This is a genomic window from Streptomyces sp. NPDC006235 (assembly GCF_040613735.1).
GTDB lineage: Bacteria > Actinomycetota > Actinomycetes > Streptomycetales > Streptomycetaceae > Streptomyces.
Genome location: NZ_JBEXSR010000029.1, coordinates 51,730 through 69,572, shown reverse-complemented (window position 1 = coordinate 69,572; position 17,843 = coordinate 51,730). Strand labels below are relative to the sequence as shown.

Annotated in this window: 16 protein-coding genes and 1 pseudogene; 6 read left to right on the top strand and 11 right to left on the bottom strand. The window is 72.5% G+C overall.

Annotated features, from left to right (window positions below; all coding sequences use genetic code 11):
* Positions 1 to 77: 77 nt before the first annotated feature.
* Positions 78 to 1,085, bottom strand: coding sequence for a zinc-binding alcohol dehydrogenase family protein (locus tag ABZ192_RS28570; RefSeq protein WP_356927389.1), 1,008 nt, complete (start codon positions 1,083 to 1,085; stop codon positions 78 to 80).
* Positions 1,086 to 1,231: 146 nt separating this feature from the next.
* Here ABZ192_RS28570 and ABZ192_RS28565 point away from each other — a divergent pair, with 146 nt between their 5' ends.
* Both ABZ192_RS28565 and ABZ192_RS28560 read left to right on the top strand, forming a co-directional pair.
* The gene (locus ABZ192_RS28565; protein ID WP_356927345.1) at positions 1,232 to 2,029 is read left to right on the top strand and encodes a VOC family protein; all 798 of its coding nucleotides are present in this window, start codon (positions 1,232 to 1,234) and stop codon (positions 2,027 to 2,029) included.
* 33 nt (positions 2,030 to 2,062) lie between these two features.
* Positions 2,063 to 2,776: a ribonuclease H gene (locus ABZ192_RS28560; RefSeq protein WP_356927344.1), complete on the top strand. Its 714-nt coding sequence runs from the start codon at positions 2,063 to 2,065 to the stop codon at positions 2,774 to 2,776.
* Here the strand turns inward: ABZ192_RS28560 and ABZ192_RS28555 are convergent, their stop codons facing one another.
* Together ABZ192_RS28555 and ABZ192_RS28550 are read right to left on the bottom strand one after the other, a co-directional pair.
* Positions 2,777 to 3,598, bottom strand: a complete 822-nt coding sequence (locus tag ABZ192_RS28555) for a tyrosinase family protein (protein ID WP_356927343.1) — start codon at positions 3,596 to 3,598, stop codon at positions 2,777 to 2,779.
* A gap of 32 nt (positions 3,599 to 3,630) precedes the next feature.
* Positions 3,631 to 3,999, bottom strand: coding sequence for a tyrosinase cofactor (locus tag ABZ192_RS28550; protein WP_356927342.1), 369 nt, complete (start codon positions 3,997 to 3,999; stop codon positions 3,631 to 3,633).
* Between the two features lie 346 nt (positions 4,000 to 4,345).
* On the opposite strand from ABZ192_RS28550, the pseudogene ABZ192_RS28545 reads away from it, so the two are divergent.
* Positions 4,346 to 5,425: pseudogene (locus ABZ192_RS28545) on the top strand (FAD-dependent monooxygenase); the annotation flags it as partial.
* A 57-nt stretch (positions 5,426 to 5,482) separates the two neighbouring features.
* Here the strand turns inward: ABZ192_RS28545 and ABZ192_RS28540 are convergent.
* Complete coding sequence (locus tag ABZ192_RS28540) at positions 5,483 to 7,225, bottom strand: cholesterol oxidase substrate-binding domain-containing protein (RefSeq protein ID WP_356927341.1); 1,743 nt, start codon at positions 7,223 to 7,225, stop codon at positions 5,483 to 5,485.
* A 137-nt stretch (positions 7,226 to 7,362) separates the two neighbouring features.
* Between ABZ192_RS28540 and ABZ192_RS28535 the strand changes: the two genes are divergently transcribed.
* Positions 7,363 to 8,346 (top strand): aldo/keto reductase, encoded by a 984-nt coding sequence (locus ABZ192_RS28535; protein ID WP_356927340.1) that lies wholly within the window; start codon positions 7,363 to 7,365, stop codon positions 8,344 to 8,346.
* Between the two features lie 10 nt (positions 8,347 to 8,356).
* On the opposite strand, the gene ABZ192_RS28530 is transcribed toward ABZ192_RS28535, so the two are convergent.
* Positions 8,357 to 8,704, bottom strand: a complete 348-nt coding sequence (locus tag ABZ192_RS28530; protein ID WP_356927339.1) for a hypothetical protein — start codon at positions 8,702 to 8,704, stop codon at positions 8,357 to 8,359.
* Between the two features lie 219 nt (positions 8,705 to 8,923).
* Between ABZ192_RS28530 and ABZ192_RS28525 the strand changes: the two genes are divergently transcribed.
* Entirely contained in the window at positions 8,924 to 9,349 is a 426-nt protein-coding gene (locus ABZ192_RS28525; protein ID WP_356927388.1) for a DUF6328 family protein, read from the top strand.
* A gap of 66 nt (positions 9,350 to 9,415) precedes the next feature.
* On the opposite strand, the gene ABZ192_RS28520 is transcribed toward ABZ192_RS28525, so the two are convergent.
* The 3 genes from ABZ192_RS28520 to ABZ192_RS28510 all read right to left on the bottom strand — a co-directional run bounded on the left by ABZ192_RS28520 (position 9,416) and on the right by ABZ192_RS28510 (position 12,006).
* Positions 9,416 to 9,841, bottom strand: a complete 426-nt coding sequence (locus ABZ192_RS28520) for an SsgA family sporulation/cell division regulator (protein ID WP_307179478.1) — start codon at positions 9,839 to 9,841, stop codon at positions 9,416 to 9,418.
* A gap of 66 nt (positions 9,842 to 9,907) precedes the next feature.
* Positions 9,908 to 10,939 (bottom strand): hypothetical protein, encoded by a 1,032-nt coding sequence (locus ABZ192_RS28515; protein WP_356927338.1) that lies wholly within the window; start codon positions 10,937 to 10,939, stop codon positions 9,908 to 9,910.
* A 95-nt stretch (positions 10,940 to 11,034) separates the two neighbouring features.
* A complete protein-coding gene (locus ABZ192_RS28510; RefSeq protein WP_356927337.1) occupies positions 11,035 to 12,006 on the bottom strand; it encodes an LLM class F420-dependent oxidoreductase in 972 nt (323 codons plus the stop codon).
* Positions 12,007 to 12,078: 72 nt separating this feature from the next.
* Between ABZ192_RS28510 and ABZ192_RS28505 the strand changes: the two genes are divergently transcribed.
* Positions 12,079 to 13,512 carry a serine hydrolase domain-containing protein gene (locus ABZ192_RS28505; RefSeq protein ID WP_356927336.1) on the top strand — a complete coding sequence of 478 codons (1,434 nt, stop codon included), beginning with the start codon at positions 12,079 to 12,081 and terminating at the stop codon, positions 13,510 to 13,512.
* Here ABZ192_RS28505 and ABZ192_RS28500 read toward each other — a convergent pair.
* From ABZ192_RS28500 to ABZ192_RS28490, 3 genes are all read right to left on the bottom strand, one after another.
* Entirely contained in the window at positions 13,504 to 15,174 is a 1,671-nt protein-coding gene (locus tag ABZ192_RS28500) for a serine/threonine-protein kinase (protein WP_356927335.1), read from the bottom strand. The two genes, ABZ192_RS28505 and ABZ192_RS28500, sit on opposite strands and share 9 nt — an antisense overlap.
* Before the next feature lie 353 nt (positions 15,175 to 15,527).
* The gene (locus ABZ192_RS28495; protein ID WP_356927387.1) at positions 15,528 to 16,544 is read right to left on the bottom strand and encodes a polyprenyl synthetase family protein; all 1,017 of its coding nucleotides are present in this window, start codon (positions 16,542 to 16,544) and stop codon (positions 15,528 to 15,530) included.
* 71 nt (positions 16,545 to 16,615) lie between these two features.
* Positions 16,616 to 17,683 carry a tetratricopeptide repeat protein gene (locus ABZ192_RS28490; RefSeq protein WP_356927334.1) on the bottom strand — a complete coding sequence of 356 codons (1,068 nt, stop codon included), beginning with the start codon at positions 17,681 to 17,683 and terminating at the stop codon, positions 16,616 to 16,618.
* Positions 17,684 to 17,843: the final 160 nt, after the last annotated feature.

Here is a 17,843-nt window from a genome sequence, read left to right as displayed (position 1 = left end):
AACGGCTCCCCAGGCAAGCACAGCCGGACTCCGGGGGGAAGACACGCGTCGGCCACGGAAGGCGGTCCGCGGGGGCTTCACGACAAGTCGTTCACGAGCACCGCCGCCCCGTCGAACCGCCCGGCCTTGAGGTCCGCGAGGGCCGCCACCGCCCGCGACAGCGGATACGGATGGGTGGTCGCGCGCACGCCGTACCTCGCAGCGAGGGTCAGGAACTCGCGGCCGTCCTCACGCGTGTTGGAGGCGACGCTGCGCAACTCCTTCTCGTAGAAGAGCTCGGTCTCGTAGTGCAGCGGAGGCGTGTCGGTGAGGTGGATGCCGGCGACGGCCAGGACACCGCCGCGATCCAGGGCGCGCAGGGCGACCGGGACCAGCTCGCCGGCGGGGGCGAAGAGGATCGCGCTGTCCAGCGGCTCCGGGGGCCGCGCGTACGCGTCCTGGGCGGAGGCCGCGCCCAGCTGCAGGGCCAGCCGCCGGGCGGCCGCACCGCGCGTCATGACGTGCACGGTGGCGCCCTCGGCGAGCGCCACCTGCGCGCACAGATGGGCGCTGCCCCCGAAGCCGTACAGCCCGAGCCGTCCACCGGGCGGCAGCCCGGACCGCCGCAGCGCCCGGTGGCCGATGATGCCCGCGCACAGCAGGGGAGCCAGGGCCACGTCCGGCACGCCGTCCGGCAGCCGGTAGGCGAACGCCGCCGGCACCGTCGTGTACTCCGCGTAGCCGCCGTCGGCGTACCAGCCCGTGTACGCGGAGCGGGGGCACAGGTTCTCCGCGCCGCGCGCGCAGTACGCGCAGGTGCCGTCGGTGCGGCGCAGCCAGGCCACACCGACCCGGTCACCCGGCGCGAAGCCGCGCACCGCCGCGCCCGTCCCGGCCACCACCCCGACGACCTCGTGACCGGGCGTGACGCCCACCCGGCGCACGGGCAGGTCGCCCTCCACGACGTGCAGGTCGGTCCGGCACACCCCGCAGGCGCGCACCCGTACCAGCAGCTCGTCGTCCGCGGGCACCGGAACCGGTTTCTCGACCAGCCGCAAAGACCCCTCCCCGACCGGGCCCGGCCGTACCACCGACCACGCGCGCATCGTCCCGTCCACCATGCCGCCGCTCCCCGTCCTGCCGAAGGTCCACGCCCAGTCTGTGACGGAACCGCCCGTTCGGCGCGCGGGTCGGGGCACGGGTGACTAGCGTGAGGAAACGGACGATCCACTCACTCGGAAGGGCCGAAGTCATGGCCGTGCAACCTGAAGGAAGCCCGTGCTGGGCCGACGCGATGTTCAGCGACCTCGAGGGGGCCAAGAGCTTCTACGGAGACGTCCTCGGCTGGACCTTCGCCGAGGCGTCGACGGAGTTCGGCAACTACACCGAGGCCTACGCGAACGGCAAGGCGGTCGCCGCCGTCGTCCCGCCCATGCCCGGCCAGGAGGGCCAGTCGCAGTGGTGCCTGTACTTCGCGGCCCGGGACGCCGCCGCCACCGCCGCCCGGATCCGTGACCACGGCGGCGAGGTGCTGATGGAGCCGATGCAGGTCGGCGACTTCGGCACCATGTGCCTGGCCCGCGACCCCGGCGGTGTCGTCTTCGGCGTCTGGCAGGCGGGCACGCACGAGGGCTTCGACACGATGGCCGAACCGGGTGCCTACACCTGGGCGGAGGTCTTCACCCGCGAGCCCGAGAAGTCCGACGCGTTCTTCCCCGCCGTCTTCTCCTACCGGCAGAAGGAGATGGAGGACGACGCGATGGACTTCCGGGTCTACGACCTCGGCGACCGCAGCGTGCTGGGCCGGATGAAGATGACGGAGGACTTCCCGCCCGAGGTGCAGCCCTACATCAACGTCTACTTCGCCGTCGACAACTGCGACGACGCCGTCGCGAAGGCCACCAAGATCGGCGGGGTCCTGCGGTTCGGGCCCATGGACACCCCGTTCGGCCGGTTCGCCGCCCTCAGCGATCCGCAGGGCGCCAACTTCTCGGTCATCGACATCACCAGGACCGAGGGCGACATGCCGAAGATGACCGACGTGAGCTGAGACCTCCGGCCGGGCGGCCCACGCGGCCATGGCATGATCGAGCCCATGCGTGAACGTGTTGTGGCCGCGTGTGACGGGGCTTCGAAGGGAAATCCCGGGCCCGCCGGCTGGGCCTGGGTCGTCGCCGACGCTTCCGAGAGCCCGGTGCGCTGGGAGGCCGGGCCGCTCGGCAAGGCGACCAACAACGTCGCGGAACTCACCGCGCTGGAGCGCCTGCTGGTGGCGACCGACCCTGACGTGCCGCTCGAGATCCGGATGGACTCGCAGTACGCGATGAAGGCCGTCACCACCTGGCTGCCCGGCTGGAAGCGCAACGGCTGGAAGACGTCCGGCGGAAAGCCGGTCGCCAACCAGGATCTCGTCGTACGCATCGACGAGCTGCTGGACGGCCGCTCGGTCGAGTTCCGCTACGTGCCCGCCCACCAGGTCGACGGCGACCGGCTCAACGACTTCGCCGACCGCGCCGCCAGCCAGGCCGCCACCGTCCAGGAGCCCGCGGGCAGCGGCCTCGGCTCCCCCGAGCCGCCGCCCGCCCCCGACACCCCGGCCAAGGCCCCGCGTCCCCGTTCGCGCGGCGGCGCCACTCGCACCGGGAAGGCATCGCCGGCGAAGGGCTCCTCGCGCACGATCAAGGCGAAGTTCCCCGGCCGCTGCCAGTGCGGCCGTTCCTACGCGGCCGGCGAGTCCATCGCCAAGAACGACAGCGGCTGGGGCCACCCGGAGTGCCGCGCGGGTGCGACCGTCTGATCAGGCGTCGAACGTGTAGTGCGCCGTGTGGTCCAGCAGATCCGCCGGGCTCGTGTCGTGCCACGGCCGCATCGTCTCGCGCAGGTCGATCACGTTCGGCGTGCCCGCGGCCGGCAGATAGCCGGAGCCGGGGTGCCGCCGCTGCCACTCGGCCCACAGCTTGTCGATGTAGGCGTGGTGCAGCCAGAACACCGGATCGTTGGGGGAGACCCCGGTGGCCATCTGCCCGCCGACCCAGACGTGGACCCGGTTGTGCAGATTGACGCCCCGCCACCCTTCGAGGTGATTGCGGAAACCGTCCGAGGCGCTGTTCCAGGGCGCCATGTCGTAGGTGCGTATCGACAGCACGGACTCGACCTCGGCCGGGGTCGGCAGTTGGCGTCCCCCGGCGCCGAGGGAGCGCCGCAGGAACGTACGGCCGTCGACCCGCACGTTGATCGGCCAGTTCCCCGACGACGCGGAGAACGGCCCGTCCGTCACCCGGCCGTCCCGCTCGCGCCCGGTGCCGCCGAGGAAGTCGGGCGCCCACAGCGAGGCGCGCGGCGAACGGTCGACGCTCCAGTCCCAGTACGGCAGGGCCACCGAAGCGTCCACCGACTGCAGCGCCCGCTCGAACTCCAGGAGGAATCTTCGGTGCCAGGGCAGGAAGGACGGTGAGCGGTGCCCCGTCCGTTCGCCGTCGTCGGTGTCGGAGACGATGAACGCGTTGTGCATCGTGACGAACTCGTCGTAGCGGCCGCTGCGCTTCAACTCCAGGAGGGCGGCGACAAGACGCCGCTTCTCGTCGGCGGTCAGGGCGGACTGGTTCTTGCGGACGGTCATGTGCGGGTGCTCCAGATGCCTTGCGGGGTAGGTCAGTTGGCGGGGAAGGGCAGCAGCGGCGCACCCTGCAGCTCGTCCACCGCGGCCCGGGCGGCGGCGCGCGGGGTGGGCACCGGGTCGTAGTGGCTGACGACGCTGATCCAGGTGCCGTCGGCGTTGCGCATCACGTGCAGTTCCACACCGTCGACGAACACCGCGTATCCCGCGCCGTGGTGGTGACCGGATCCGGCGGCCGGCCGGCCCTGTATCCGGCGGCCCTTGTAGACCTCGTCGAAGGTCTGGTGGGAGTCGTGGTGTCCGGCGGCCGTGGCCGGGGTGCTCGCCGGCCCCGTCCACGTCGCCGTGGTCGTGGCGACGACGGCCGCGGCGGTGAGCGCGCGGCGACGGCTGAGTTCGGGCAAACGGACCTCCTGGGTTCGTTCGGGTGATGACCCCGCATGCCTATCGGCCCGTCCGGTACCGGGAGAAATCCGCGCGAGCCGGTTGGCTGAGATTCGGGCAATTCCCCTTATGTCGTGCAAGGTTGAACCAAGATGATCTTGCTGTGAAGGGCGCCCGGGTGGGCGCGGAAGGGGAAGTTCCGCCCGAGTGCGGCGATGTGACGGATGTTTCTCCCCGTGAGGCCGGAGGCTCGTGGTGCGCGTCACGCCGGGAAGCTGACGCGATCCGGCGGTCCGGACGATGATGCTCTTGTCCTGCTGCTCTGCGTCCCTCATTGACAGCTCTCGGTAATCCTCGCGGGTGTGCGTGAAGGTCGCCTGTGTCGGCGGCGGGCCCGCCGGTCTGTATCTCTCGATCCTGCTGAAGCGGCAGGACCCGTCCCACGACATCACCGTCCACGAACGTGACCCGGAGGGCTCGACCTACGGCTGGGGCGTCACGTACTGGCGCGGGCTGTGCGACCGGCTCCACGAGCAGGACCCCGAGTCGGCGCGCCCTCGACCGCGACTCCGTCCGCTGGAGCGAAGGCGTCGCCCACGTCCGGGACCTGACGGCCCGGCACAGCGGCGCCCAGGGGCACGGCATCGGCCGCCACCGGCTGCTGGAGATCCTCGCCGCCCGGGGCCCGCGAGCTCGGCGTACGCCTGGAGTACGAGCGCGAGATCACGGCCGAGGACCTGCCCGCCGACGCCGACCTGGTCGTCGCGGCCGACGGGGTCCGCAGCGCCCTGCGTACCCGGCACGCCGCACACTTCGGCACGGAGGTCGCCGCCGGGCGCAACCCCTACGTCTGGCTCGGCACCACGAAGGTGTTCGACGCCTTCACCTTCGCCTTCGTCGAGCCTCCACCTTCGTCGAGACCGGACACGGCTGGATCTGGTGCTACGGATACGGCCCCGGCCGCAGCACCTGCGTCATCGAATGCGCGCCCGAGACCTGGACCGGACTGGGACTGGACCGGGCGGGCGAGGACGACGGGCGGGCTCTGCTGGAGAAACTCTTCGCCGACGTCCTGGACGGCCACCCCTGCTCGGCCGCTCCGGCGGCACGCCCTGGCAGACCTTCCGCACCCTCACGAACCGCACCTGGTACCGCGACAACCTCGTCCTGCTCGGCGACGCAGCCCACACCACGCACTACTCCATCGGCGCCGGCACCACCCTCGCCCTGGAGGACGCGATCGCCCTGGCCGCCGCGCTGCGCGAGTGGTACGAGAACCTCGCGCGCTACATGCACCTGCCACCCGAGCGGATGTTCGCCCTGCTCGGCCAGCGCCATTCACCCCTGCTGCCGCACGTCCCGCCGGAGCTGTACTACCGGCTCGACCGGGCGGCCGGGCAGCTGGATCCGCTGCGCCGGTTCAAGCGCTGGCTGGGTCCGAAGGTCGGGCGGTGCGCGCGCGGGCCCTGGCCGCCCGTGAACAGGCGCCAGGGTGAGGCGGCCTCACTTCTCAGCGCCCTGCCCGAACAGCCGGTCCAGGAAGGCGTTGCCGTACACGCGGTGCGGGTCGAGCCGGTCCAGCACCGCGTCCGCCTCGGCCCACTCGGCCGTGCCGACCGCGGCCGGCACCACCGTGCCCAGCACCTCCTCGTCGCTCCACACCCCGTCGTCCGTGTACGCCCACCCCTTGGACCACTCCACCCGGGTCAGGGCGGATCCGCCGTCGTACGCGCGCAGCAGGAACCGCTCGATCTCGCGCAGGAACGCCTCCGCGTCCGGCGTGCCCGGCAGCGTCAGGATGTCCAGCCACACGGCCGTGTCCCACTCGGGGCGGTCCTCGCGCGGCCGGAGCGCGGACAGCAGCGGCGGCCGGGCCCCGGCCACCCCGCAGTCGCCGGGGTCGTCCAGTCCGGTCACCCGGATCTCCACCGACCCGTTGACGGGGAAGCTGCCCCGGGCCGCGTAGGCCGCCAGCCGCTCCTGGTAGAAGGCGGCGAACCCGGCCACGACCCGCTGCACCTGGTCCCTGGAGGTGAGTACGGCGTAGCCGTTCGCGTGGACCCGCAGGGTGGTCGGCTTCAGATACAGCAGGGTGTTCTTGGACGGTCCCCAGATGTCGCCGGAGAGGGTCGCCACGAGTCCGAGCGCGGCCGCGTCGTACTGCGCGGTGCCGAGCACCGGCGCCAGGTACCAGGCCGCCTCCGACGTCATCCGGCCGACCAGCTTCGCCACCGGGGCCGGGATGTTGTCGGAGAACGGGTAGTTGTACGGCCGCGTCACGTGCCGTGAGGTCAGCGGCCGGGTGGGGGAGACGCTCCACACCTTCAGCCAGGGGTGCGCGGTGAAGGCGAACCAGATGGCCTCGACCCGACCCGCCTCCTCCAGGAAGCTCGCGAACGTGCGGCGCCCGTCCCCGGAGCCGGGCGCGGCGAACAACTCGCCGGCCGGGATGTCCGTACGGCTCACGCACCGCAGGTCGGCGTCGGAGCCCACCCGCAGCACCACCTCGGTCACCAGGGACCGCCCGAGATGGGTCAGCAGCGCGGCGCAGTCGGCCTCGTCACGGTGGAACGTGCGCAGCGCGTACGCGCCGGCCCGGGAGTCCCACACCACGGCCGTCAGGGACAGGATCAGATTGCTCAGCGAGCCGTACGTGTGCCCCGGCGGAGGTTGCTCGCCCCGGGCGGGAACGGCGGTTCCGTGCGCGTCGATCGCCAGAGCGCCGCCCAGGGTGAGAACCCCGGGAGCGGGTGTCGCCGTGACCCCGAGGCCGTGCTCCTCCAGGAAGGTGAGCAGGGCCTCCATGGTCACGCCGGTGCCCGCGCGTACGGCGGTCGGCGAGTCCAGGGCGAGGCGGGTCAGGTGGGGCGCGGCGTCGACGAGCAGGACGGGCGCACCGGACGGCGTCCCCTCCGTCACCGTCAGGGGCGACCAGCCGTGCGCGGCGCCCCGGGCGCGCACCCGCCACCCGTGCCGCCAGGCCCAGTTGACGACCTCGACCACCTGGCCGGGGCTTGCCGGCGCACAGGCCCACAGGCCGTCGGCGGTGATCTCGCCGACCCAGTTCCGGTACGCCGAGCGGTACAGCGCGACGTCCGCCGGGAAGTCCGGCACCTCCGCCGCGGCGGCGGCCGGATCCGCCGGCAGGCCCGGCACGGCGGCCAGCGCCGCCGCGGTGAGGAGGAAACCCCGGCGCGACCAACGCGCCTCGTCCGACGGAACGTTGTTCACTGCACCAGTTGTCACGTCGAGTCACGCTAGGGGTCCGTTGACACGTGACATATCCCTGTCGACTCTATTCACTCGTGTGAGTGAACCGGGCGGGGTCGGGGATCGGAGCCGGATGTTCCGCGCGAGGCCGTGACGGATGACAGACTGACGCCATGGACGAGCGCACATTCGACAGGTCGGGTCAGCACGCCTCCGTCGTCGGTCTCGGGACGTGGCAGCTGGGGGCCGACTGGGGAGACGTCGACGACAAGGAAGCCCTCGCGGTGCTGGAGGCGGCGGCCGAGGCCGGGGTGACCTTCTTCGACACCGCCGACGTGTACGGCGACGGCCGCAGCGAGCAGACCATCGCCGCGTTCCTGAGCGGCAGGCCGGACCTGCACGTGATGGTCGCCACCAAGATGGGCCGCCGGGTCGACCAGATCCCCGAGAACTACGTGCTCGACAACTTCCGCGCCTGGAACGACCGCTCCCGGCGCAATCTCGGCGTCGACCGCATCGACCTGGTGCAGCTGCACTGCCCGCCGACGCCCGTCTACTCCACGGACGAGGTGTTCGACGCCCTCGACACCCTGGTCGAGGAGGAGCGGATCGCCGCGTACGGCGTCAGCGTCGAGACCTGTGCGGAGGCGCTGACCGCGATCGCCCGGCCGAACGTGGCGAGCGTGCAGATCATTCTCAACCCGTTCCGCATGAAGCCCCTGCGCGAGGTGCTCCCGGCCGCCCGCGAGGCCGGCGTCGGCATCATCGCCCGCGTCCCGCTGGCCTCCGGCCTGCTGTCGGGCAAGTACACGCGGGACACGGTCTTCCCGGAGAACGACCACCGCACCTACAACCGGCACGGCGAGTCCTTCGACGTGGGCGAGACCTTCTCCGGCGTCGACTACACCACCGGCGTCGAGGCCGCCGCCGAGTTCGCCGCGCTCGCCCCTCAGGGGTACACCCCGGCCCAGCTGGCCCTGCGGTGGATCATCGACCAGCCCGGCGTCACCACCGTGATCCCCGGCGCCCGCTCACCCGAGCAGGCCCGCGCCAACGCGGCCGCCGCCCGCCTGCCGGAGCTGTCCGGCCAGACGCTGACGGCGATCCGCGACCTGTACGACCGGCGGATCAAGGACCAGGTCGAATCCCGCTGGTGAGGTGCGCCCCTCAGGGCACCAGGAGCAGCTGCCTCTCCTGCTCCTGGTCGCCGGAGGCGGCACCGTCGTCGCGGGCCGTGAAGGCCCGGGTGAGGGTGTCGCTCGCCCGCCGCACCGCCTCCGGAGCGCCCTGCACGGTGACGGTCACCGGGGCGGACAGGCGCTCGGGCCCCGCGCCGGCGTCACCGGCGGAACGCGCGTCCGTGCCGCCGTCGAAGGTCGCCATGTGCACCGTCGCGTTCTCGTCGGCGGGCAGCTCGTCCGGCGCCCCGAACGTGCCTTGCAGGGCCCGGACGACCGCTCGTGCGTCGTCGGCGCCCCCGCCGCTGAGCGTGACGGTGAGCTGGGTACCGGACATGCGTCCACGACCTCCTCGGGCTGTGCGTCAGTCGCCCTCCGTGTAACCGTCCGCTGATCGCTCAAACCGCCGTGCGGGCGGGGACGACGGCCGTTTACGGGGAACCCGCGTGAGACAAGCACCCACGTCTCACACCGGGGAGTCACAGTGGCGGACACGGCAGACGGCGCGCCCAGGCGCCGGGGACGCAACGAGACGGAGGAGGAGAGAGCGGACCGGATGTGGCAGGAGCTCATCCAGGAGGTCCGCGTGGCGCAGATGGGCGTGCAGATCCTTTTCGGCTTCCTGCTCACCGTGGTGTTCACCGAGAAGTACGACAACCTGACCGACACGGACCAGACGATCTACCTCGTGACGGTCGTCCTCGGCGCGTGCGCGACGGGGGCGCTCATCGGACCGGTGTCGCTCCACCGCCTGGTCTCCGGGCGGCGCGTCAAGCCCCAGGCGGTGCGGCTGGCCTCCCGGCTCACGCTGCTCGGCCTCGTGCTGCTGCTCGCCACGACGACCGCCTCACTGCTGCTGATCCTGCGCGTGGCGACGCACGACGGCTTCGTGCCCTACATCGTCGCCGGCGTCGTCGGCTGGTACCTGCTGTGCTGGTTCGCCCTGCCTCTGTGGACCCGGCACCGCCACACGTCGAAGTGACGGCCTGCGGCGGCGCCCGCCCGGCGGCGGACGGCACCGCAGGTTTTCGTCAGCGGCACTCCCGGATCAGCCCCCGGCGATGACGTCCGCGAGGAAGTCGTCGACACGGACCTCCTCGCGGCCCGGCGGGACCATCTCGTGGGTCTCCCGCAGGAACGCCGCGAACGCCGGGGCCCACGCGAACACCACCGCATGGTGCCGGCCGCCGTCGGGGCGGGCGTCTCCGAGGAACTCCAGGCGCAGCTCCTGCCACATGCCGTGTGACTCGGGGCGCATCCGCACGTCCCCCACCCCGACCGGACGCCGCAGCCCTTCGCCGAGCATCTCGCGGTCGAGCTGCCAGCGGGCGAGGACACGGCCGTCGTGACTGAAGACGACGGTGACGGCGAACGGGTCCGCGGCGTCGTAGCTCAGGTGGGCGAGCACGGAGAAACGGTCCGTGTCACCCGCCTGGAGCTGCACCACCAGCGTCTTGTGCACGAAGGAGTTCACGAAAGGGCCTCCGGGAAGAACCAACCGACGTAGAGCCCTCTAGTACCCCCCACACGCACAAGATGCTCAGCCCTCCGGGTGATTCCTCCGGGCGCCGCGCAGCGACTCGATGCACACGGCCACGGCCCGCTGGAGTTCCTCCAGGCGCTCGACCATGTCGTCCTCGTAGAACTCCCCGGCGTCGTCGAAGGTCAGCTCCTCGAAGACCTTGGTCGCCTTCTGCAGACTGCTGTAGAACTTCGTGCGCCGCTCCCGCACCCGCAGCCCCGGGTCCGTCTCGACGGTCTCGACGACGAGGGACTTCATGGTGTCGTACGCCTCGGCGGCCCACTCGCCGGCGTCCTCGCCCTCGTCCAGCTCGTCGATGAGCGACAGGTGCCGCTCGGCCTCCTGACGGAGATCGGCCGGCGCGTCCACGGTCTGCCCGGCGGGTGTCTTGATCTGCCCCGACTCGGCGATCTGGCGCACGTATCCGATCCGGTCGGCCGCCCTGCTCTCGCCGGCGACGGCCTTCTTCAGCTCGTCGGTGCGCACGACGTCGCGGGCCAGCTCCGACTGGAGTTCGGGGTCCTCCCGGACCCGGTCCAGCAGGGCCTGGCGGGCCGCGCGGGCGGTGGCGGGGTCGGCGAGGATCGCGGCGCGCAGCGCGGTGGGGTTCTCCGCGACCTCCAGCGCCTTCGTGGGCCGGATGCCCTCGGCCTCGGCGGCCTCGGCGATGGCGGTGCCGCGCTCGGACGTGGCGCCGGAGCGGGAGACGTAGTAGCTCAGCCACACGTCGGCGTCCGGCAGTTCCACCTCCTGACCCGGTGTCAGCGCCTCGAAGAGCGGGACCAGTCCGTCGTCGGCCGCCCGGTCCCATGCCTTGTAGTAGCGCATGACCCGCTCCGGGGAGCACCCGGCGAGCTTCGCGAACTCCTTCGCCGACACCTTCGGCGTCTCGTCCGGGCCCTGCCCGCCGGGCCGCACGCTGCGCGCCACCTTCAGCCCGAAGGCCCACCCTCCGGTCCGGGCGTACGCCCCGAACTCCCGCGCGTCCCGCGCGATCGGCTCGGAGACGGGCGCCGGGGAAGTTTCGGGCGGGTTGATCACCAGGGTCACGGACGACTCTCCTGAATAGGCTGGCCGGTTGAGTATGTGCAGGTCGGCAGCCTATACGTGCCCATGGCCCGGGCCGGCCCGGAAGGCGGCGGACCTCAGCCGAACGCGTCGTGCAGGGCCGGGAGCAGGGTCTTCTCCGACCAGTCCAGATACGCCGGCTGGGAATCGCCGCCGATCTGGACCAGGGCGATCTCGGTGAAGCCGGCCTCGGCGTACGGGCGGACGGCCTCGACGAACGCGTCCGGGTCGTCGCCGCACGGGATGGAGTCGGCGACATCGTCGGGCGTGACGAACTGGGTCGCCGCTTCGAAGGAATCCGGGTGCGGCAGCTCCGAGTTGACCTTCCAGCCGCTGCCGAACCAGCGGAACTGGGAGTGCGCCCGCTTGATCGCCGTGTCCCGGTCGCGGTCGTAGCAGACCGGCAGCTGGCCCACGCGGGGCTTGCCCTCGCCGCCGTGCCGGTCGAACGCCTCCAGCAGCCCCGCCTTGGGCTCCGTGGCGATCACCAGATCAGCCAGCCGGCCCGCGAGTTCGCACGACTGCTCCCCGGAGACGGCGATGCCGATGGGCGGTGCCTCGTCGGGGAGGTCCCACAGCCGGGCCGACTCCACGTCGAAGTGCGTGCCGTGGTGGTTGACGTGACCGCCCTTGAAGAGGGCGCGGATGATCTCCACGGCCTCCTCGAACATCTCGTGCCGGACGTCGACGGACGGCCAGCCGCCGCCCACCACGTGCTCGTTGAGGTTCTCGCCGGATCCGAGCCCCAGCCGGAAACGCCCCTCGGACAGCAACTGGACCGTCGCCGCCTTCTGCGCCACCACCGCCGGGTGGTAGCGGAACGTCGGGCACGTCACGTACGTCATCAGCGGGATACGTGACGTGGCCTGGGCGGCCGCGCCGAGCACCGCCCACGCGTAGGGCGAGTGCCCCTGCGAGCGCAGCCACGGGAAGTAGTGGTCGGAGGTCACCGAGAAGTCAAAGCCCGCCTCCTCGGCCCGCACCACGTGGTCGACGAGCTCTCGGGGGCCGGCCTGCTCGGTCATCATCGTGTATCCGATTTGCACCATAACCGCCGAGTCCCCTGACAACAGGCGTGAAAACTGCTCGATCAAGGTCCGCCGGCGGGGCAGGATGCCCCCATGAGTGCCTCCTCCCTGCCCGCGGACAGCCCCGCCGCCCAGGGCGTCGACGCGTCCGGTGTCCACGCCTTCCTCGACGCCCTGGAAGCGGACCCGGAGCTCGAGCCGCACAGCCTGATGATCATGCGGCACGGCCGGCTGGTCGCCTCCGGCTGGTGGGCGCCGTACACCCCCGACCGGCCCCACCTGCTGTACTCGCTCAGCAAGAGCTTCACCGGGACCGCCGCCGCCTTCGCCGAGGCCGAGGGCCTGCTCGACTTCGACGCGCCGGTCATCTCGTACTTCCCGGAGCTGGACGCCGAGATCACCGACCCGCGCAGCCGGGCCATGCTCGTCCGGCACGTGGCGTCCATGTCGAGCGGCCACGAGCGGGAGACCGTCGACGAGGTCCACGCGCTGGACAAGCAGGAGCCCGTGCGCGGGTTCCTGCTGCTGCCGCCGGACCGCGACCCGGGCACCGTCTTCGCCTACAACCAGCCCGCCACCTACACCCTCGCCGCGATCGTCCAGCGGGTGACCGGGCAGCCGCTCACCGCCTATCTGCGGCCCCGGCTGCTGGACCCGCTGGGCATCGGCGAGGTGTTCTGGCAGCGGGACCGCGCCGGCCGCGAGATCGGCTACAGCGGTCTGCACGCCACCACCGACGCTGTCGCCCGGCTCGGTGAGCTGTACCTGCGCGACGGAATCCGGGAGGGCAAGCGGTTGCTGCCCGAAGGATGGGTCGACCGGGCCACGCGCCCGCACATACCCACCGCCGGAGCCATGGGAGACGAGAACCGGCAGGACTGGGACCAGGGTTACGGATACCAGTTCTGGATCTCCCGCCACGGCTACCGGGGCGACGGCGCGTACGGCCAGTTCTGCCTGGTGCTGCCCGAGCAGGACGCGGTGATCGCGATGACCGCGGCGACCGAACGGATGCCGGACGTCCTGAACCTGGTCTGGCGGCACCTGCTGCCCGCCTTCGGTCCCGAGCCGCTGCCCGGCCGTGAGAGCGCCGACGAGGCCCTGCGGGAGCGCCTCGCCGGGCTCGCGCTCCCGCCCGCCCCGGGCAGTCCGGCACCGCCGGACGGGGCGGAGGAATGGGCGGCAGCCGAGTTCAGGTCCTCGAAAGGGGGCGGTCCCGCTCTGTCGGCCGGGCTGGTATCGGACGCGGACGGCTGGGCGCTCCGGCTCACCGAGGGCGAGAACCGGCTGGACCTGCGGATCGGAGCGGAGGGCTGGACGGTCGCGGAGAAGCCGCTCCCGACCGCGGTGAGCGGCGGCTGGACGGACTCCGGCACGCTGGCCGTGGAGGTGGCCTTCCTGGAGACCCCGCACCGCCTGGCGCTGACGTGCTCCCTCGCGGACCGTACGCTCACCGCGAGCTGGCGCACGCAGCCTCTCGCCGGCGGCCGGCTCACCTCCCTGCGCGCCCCGCGCGGCTCAGTCTGAGCCCGGCCGGAACGTCTTGAGGAAAGTCCGCAGCGCCTGCTGGTTCGCCTCGTCCTCCCAGTCGGCGTCCGGGGTCGTCCAGCGCAGCGAGAAGCTCCGGCCCTCGCCCAGCAGGAAGCCCCGGCCGAAGGTGTGCACCCGGGTGCCGTCGACGTCCGCCGTCCACTCCATGTCGGCGGCCTCGCGCCCCTGGTACGTCGTCGCGCGGATCTCACCGATGCGCCGGTAGTCGCCGGACCGCTCCAGGTTGGGTTCGACCTCGTCGCGCCACACGGCCACGGGGTCCGGGCCCACGCGTTCGCTGTAGGTGACGGCCAGCGTGCGGTCGTCGCCGTCGGCACCGAAGGTCACGCGGTACCGCAGATCGCCCTGGCGATCGGTGTCGAGCGGTTCCCAGCCCTCGGGGAGCGCGACGGAGAAGCCCTGCGGCGCGCGGTAGGTGTGGAAGCCGGGCGGCAGGGCCGTGGCGGGGGCGGACGGCGTCGGCGTGGGAGTCGGTGTGGGTGTGGGTGTGGGCTTGGGGTCGGGGGACGACGGAGAGGGCGTGGGGGAGGGGGAGCCGGTCCGGCCGGGGGGCCCGGACGGGTCGGGGACGCCGCCGGTGCCCTCTTCCGGCGGGGCGGCGGAGGCCGGTGGCCGGGCCGGGGACTCCGCCGCGTCACTGCCCGTGTCGCTGCCGGGCAGGCCCTGGGTCGCGGCGAGCACGGCGACCGCGACGGTGATCACGGCCAGCGTGGTCCCGGCGACCATGGTCCGTCTGCTCCAGGCCGGGCCCCCCGGCCGCATCGCGGCGTACACGCCGCGCAGTCGCGGCACGGGCACCGACCCCATGACCGCCTCCGGGTCCTCGCTGAGCGCACGGTTCAGCGCCTCCCGGACCACCGGGCGGGTCAGCCGCTCCCGCGCGTCCTTGCGGAGCAGTCCCTGCACGACCTGGGTGAGCGGCCCGGCGCGCACCGGCGTCCGCAGCGGCAGCCGGTCGACGCCCTTCAGGGTGTTCTCCGGTCGGCCCCGGTCCCGGAAGGGCGGGCGGCCCTCGACCATCGTGTAGAGGATCGCGCCGAGCGCCCACAGATCGGCCGCGGGCCCGATGTGCTGGTCGCGGGCCTGTTCCGGGGAGGCGAACGCGGGGGCCGTGAGCCGGGGCGCGAGGGTCGCGCCTACCAGGCCGTAGCCGGTGACGACGACCGACTGGTCCTCGCGTACGAACACCTGGCCGGGACTGAGCTCGCCGTGGGTGACGCCCTCGGCGTGCGCGGCGTCCAGCACGTCGAGCAGCTCCAGGCCGATACGGGCGGCCCGCACGTAATTGAACGTGCCCTGCTCCGACAGGAGTTCGCCGAGCGGGCTGCCGTCGATCCACTCGGTGACGGTCCACAGGGTGCCGGCCTCCTCGACGGCGTCGACCACCGCGGCGATCCGGCCGGGGCACAGCAGCGCCATGCGTTCGGACGTGCGCAGCAGGCGGCCGGCGGCCCGGCGCTCCGTCTCGTACGCGTCGTCCGGGAGCCCGATCTGCGTGACGAGACACGGACGGGAGACCTCGCCGGCACCGAGGTCCTCGGCGTACCAGCAGATGCGGTTGGTCTCGCGCTGGATGATCTCGAGCAGCCGGTACCGGCCGCCGACCAACTGGTGTGTGGAGACGTGCGCCCTGCCCATGGCCATCCCTCGCTGGAAACCTGGCTCTCACCTTTTCCAGAAGTACGGGGGATGAGCCGTCCTGCGTTCAACTGGATCGCAACTCCGCGTTCATTCTTGTCTTTTATTCAAGAGAGGGGATCAAGTGTGCGAGAGAAAACGGTCTTTCGAGGGCTCCGGAGCGGCTCACCTCGGCCGCCCTGGGGTCGTCGAGGAGGGCGCCGCGGGTGCGGAGAAATACCCTCCGCGGCCCGCGGATTCCCTAATGCCCGCCTGGCCTGCTGGTAACCGGCGGTAAATGCGAAGGTGTCCAACGGCCGAACTCGACAGCCCTCCGATCAAATTCGGCGACGGATTATCCGGGAGCGGTCGGCTCAGACGTCGCGCCGCACCAGGAAGCCGAGCAGGGACCGCAGTTCACCGAGGGCCCTCGCCTCCAGCGGCACCCCGGCGAGCGCCGACTCGACGGCGGTGACATGGCGCCGGGCCTCCGCCATGGCCGCCGCCCGGCCGCCCGCCCGCTCGATCAGCTCCGCCGCAGCGCCGGCATCGTCGCCCGTCTCCAGGAGTGCGGCGAGCCGGCTGCCGTGCGGGGAGTCGAGCGCCACCAGCACCGGGAGGGTCTTCTTCCGTTCCCGCAGATCGCCGTGGACGGGTTTGCCGGTGACCCGGGGATCGCCCCAGACGCCCAGCACGTCGTCGACGATCTGGAAGGCGATCCCGAGGTGCCGGCCGGCCCGGTCGAGCGCGGCGGCCGTCTCGGGGGCGGCGCCGCCCAGCACGGCGCCCAACGCCGCCGCGCAGCCCAGCAGCGAGCCCGTCTTGTGCTCCGCCATGGCCCGGTACTCGTCCGGCCGGACCCGCTCCGGCCCCGTCCAGGGGCGGTCGGCGAACAGCAGGTCGTCCGCCTGCCCGCGCACCAGGTCGCCCAGTGCGACGGACAGCGTCCGCACGGCCGCGGCTCCGCCCGGCTGCGCGGCGAGGGTCTCGACGGCGAGCGCGAACAGGGCGTCGCCCGCGAGGACCGCGGGGCCCGTGCCGTAGGCCTTCCACACGGCCGGGCGGCGGCGCCGGTCCGTGTCGCCGTCCATGATGTCGTCGTGCAGCAGGGAGAAGGCGTGCACCAGCTCCACCGCGACGGCCGCGGCCACCCCGTCCCGCCCGGACGCACCGGCCGCCTCGGCGCCGAGCACGGCGAACGCCTGCCGTACGCCCTTGCCGCCCGGGGCGGCGGCCGGGGCGCCGCCCACCTCGCACCAGCCGAAGGAGTACGCGGCCATCTCGCCGACCCAGGGGTGCAGTCGGCCGACGGCTTCGGTGAGGGCGGGGCGTACGAGGGTGCGGCAGCGGTGGAGGATCCGGTGGGGCTCGGCCGAGAGGCCGGGGCTCAGCGCGTCGTGCTGCCGTTCGCCGTGCGGGACCGTGTTCTGCCGTGCCGTCTCCACCGCCGTGGAGGACACCGTCACCGTGTCACCTCCGCCATCGTCGTCTCGACGACCCCGGTGTCCGGTATGCCGAGTTCGTCATATGCGCGCGCCACCATCCTGCGGGCGTGCCGGAGGCCGATCCGCTCCAGCGTGCCGGCCAGCTCGGCCAGTTCGGCCGCCGTCTCGGCGCGGTCGCGGCCCAGCCGGGCCCGGGACTTGGCGAGGCCCAGCCGGGACAGCGCCTCCCCGCGCGGCTCGCTCATCTCGCGGAACTCCGCCAGGGCCTGTTCGTACAGGGCCCGCGCCTCGGCGTAACGCCCGGCCCGGTACAGGACGTTGCCGCGCATCTTGTGGTTGTAGGCCAGCGCGCTGGACAGCCGCATGGCGCGGCACGTCGCCTCCGCCTCGCTCAGCAGCTCCAGCGCCCGCTCGGTGTCCCCGTCACGCACCGACACCACGTCGGCCAGACCGCGCAACGCCCAGGCGTGACCGCGCCGGTCGTCGGCGCGCGCGGCGATCTCCGCGGACTCCTCGAACAGGGCGTACGCGGTGTCGTAGTCCCCGGTGTTGCGGTGCATCTGTGCGATGCCCTCCAGCGCCCACACCGTGTGCCGCGCCTCCCCGCGCCGCCGGGCCTCGGCGAGCAGCTGCTCGTGCAGCCGGCCGACGGCCTCGTAGTCGCCCTGGATGCGGCCGGTCTCGGCCAGGCCGGCCAGCGAGTAGCCGCGTACGACGATGTCGCCGCCCTGTTCGCCGAGGTCCGCCGCGAGCTGGAGCAGCCGGCGGGCCAGCCGGAGCGCCCCGCGCTGCCGGGCCAGTGTGCCGCCGCTCCACAGCGCCCAGGCCATCGCCGCCACGTCTTCCGCCTGACGCGCGGCGCGGTAACTCGCCTTCCATGCCCGGTCCGCGTCCTCGACCCGGCCCAGCCGGCGGTGCGCCTCGGCCACCGCGAGTCCGGAACGTGCCGCCTCCCCGGGCTTCCCGGCGCGCTCGGCCGCCCTCAACTGCTCGGTACCGGCGGCCAGGACGTCGGTCAGAGAGGAGTTGACGGACAGGGTGGTGAGCGCGCCCTGGTACTCCGGGGCGAATGCCTTGCCGTACATCGATGCCTTTCGGTCCGTATACGCACCATGTATACACAGAGCGTATACATGGCATGTATAGAAGGGTGGAAACCTGCCCTGGCCACCAGGGCCAGGGCATCACCTGTTGTGGATCAAGACGTCGACCGTACGGACGGGGTTGCCTGTGAGGCGCAGATCA

Coding starts and splice junctions, on each gene's coding strand:
- ABZ192_RS28570 (WP_356927389.1), bottom strand. CDS start 1,085: ATGCGCGCGTGGTCGGTGGTACGGCCGGGCCCGGTCGGGGAGGGGTCT.
- ABZ192_RS28565 (WP_356927345.1), top strand. CDS start 1,232: ATGGCCGTGCAACCTGAAGGAAGCCCGTGCTGGGCCGACGCGATGTTC.
- ABZ192_RS28560 (WP_356927344.1), top strand. CDS start 2,063: ATGATCGAGCCCATGCGTGAACGTGTTGTGGCCGCGTGTGACGGGGCT.
- ABZ192_RS28555 (WP_356927343.1), bottom strand. CDS start 3,598: ATGACCGTCCGCAAGAACCAGTCCGCCCTGACCGCCGACGAGAAGCGG.
- ABZ192_RS28535 (WP_356927340.1), top strand. CDS start 7,363: ATGGACGAGCGCACATTCGACAGGTCGGGTCAGCACGCCTCCGTCGTC.
- ABZ192_RS28530 (WP_356927339.1), bottom strand. CDS start 8,704: ATGTCCGGTACCCAGCTCACCGTCACGCTCAGCGGCGGGGGCGCCGAC.
- ABZ192_RS28525 (WP_356927388.1), top strand. CDS start 8,924: ATGTGGCAGGAGCTCATCCAGGAGGTCCGCGTGGCGCAGATGGGCGTG.
- ABZ192_RS28510 (WP_356927337.1), bottom strand. CDS start 12,006: ATGGTGCAAATCGGATACACGATGATGACCGAGCAGGCCGGCCCCCGA.
- ABZ192_RS28505 (WP_356927336.1), top strand. CDS start 12,079: ATGAGTGCCTCCTCCCTGCCCGCGGACAGCCCCGCCGCCCAGGGCGTC.
- ABZ192_RS28500 (WP_356927335.1), bottom strand. CDS start 15,174: ATGGGCAGGGCGCACGTCTCCACACACCAGTTGGTCGGCGGCCGGTAC.
- ABZ192_RS28490 (WP_356927334.1), bottom strand. CDS start 17,683: ATGTACGGCAAGGCATTCGCCCCGGAGTACCAGGGCGCGCTCACCACC.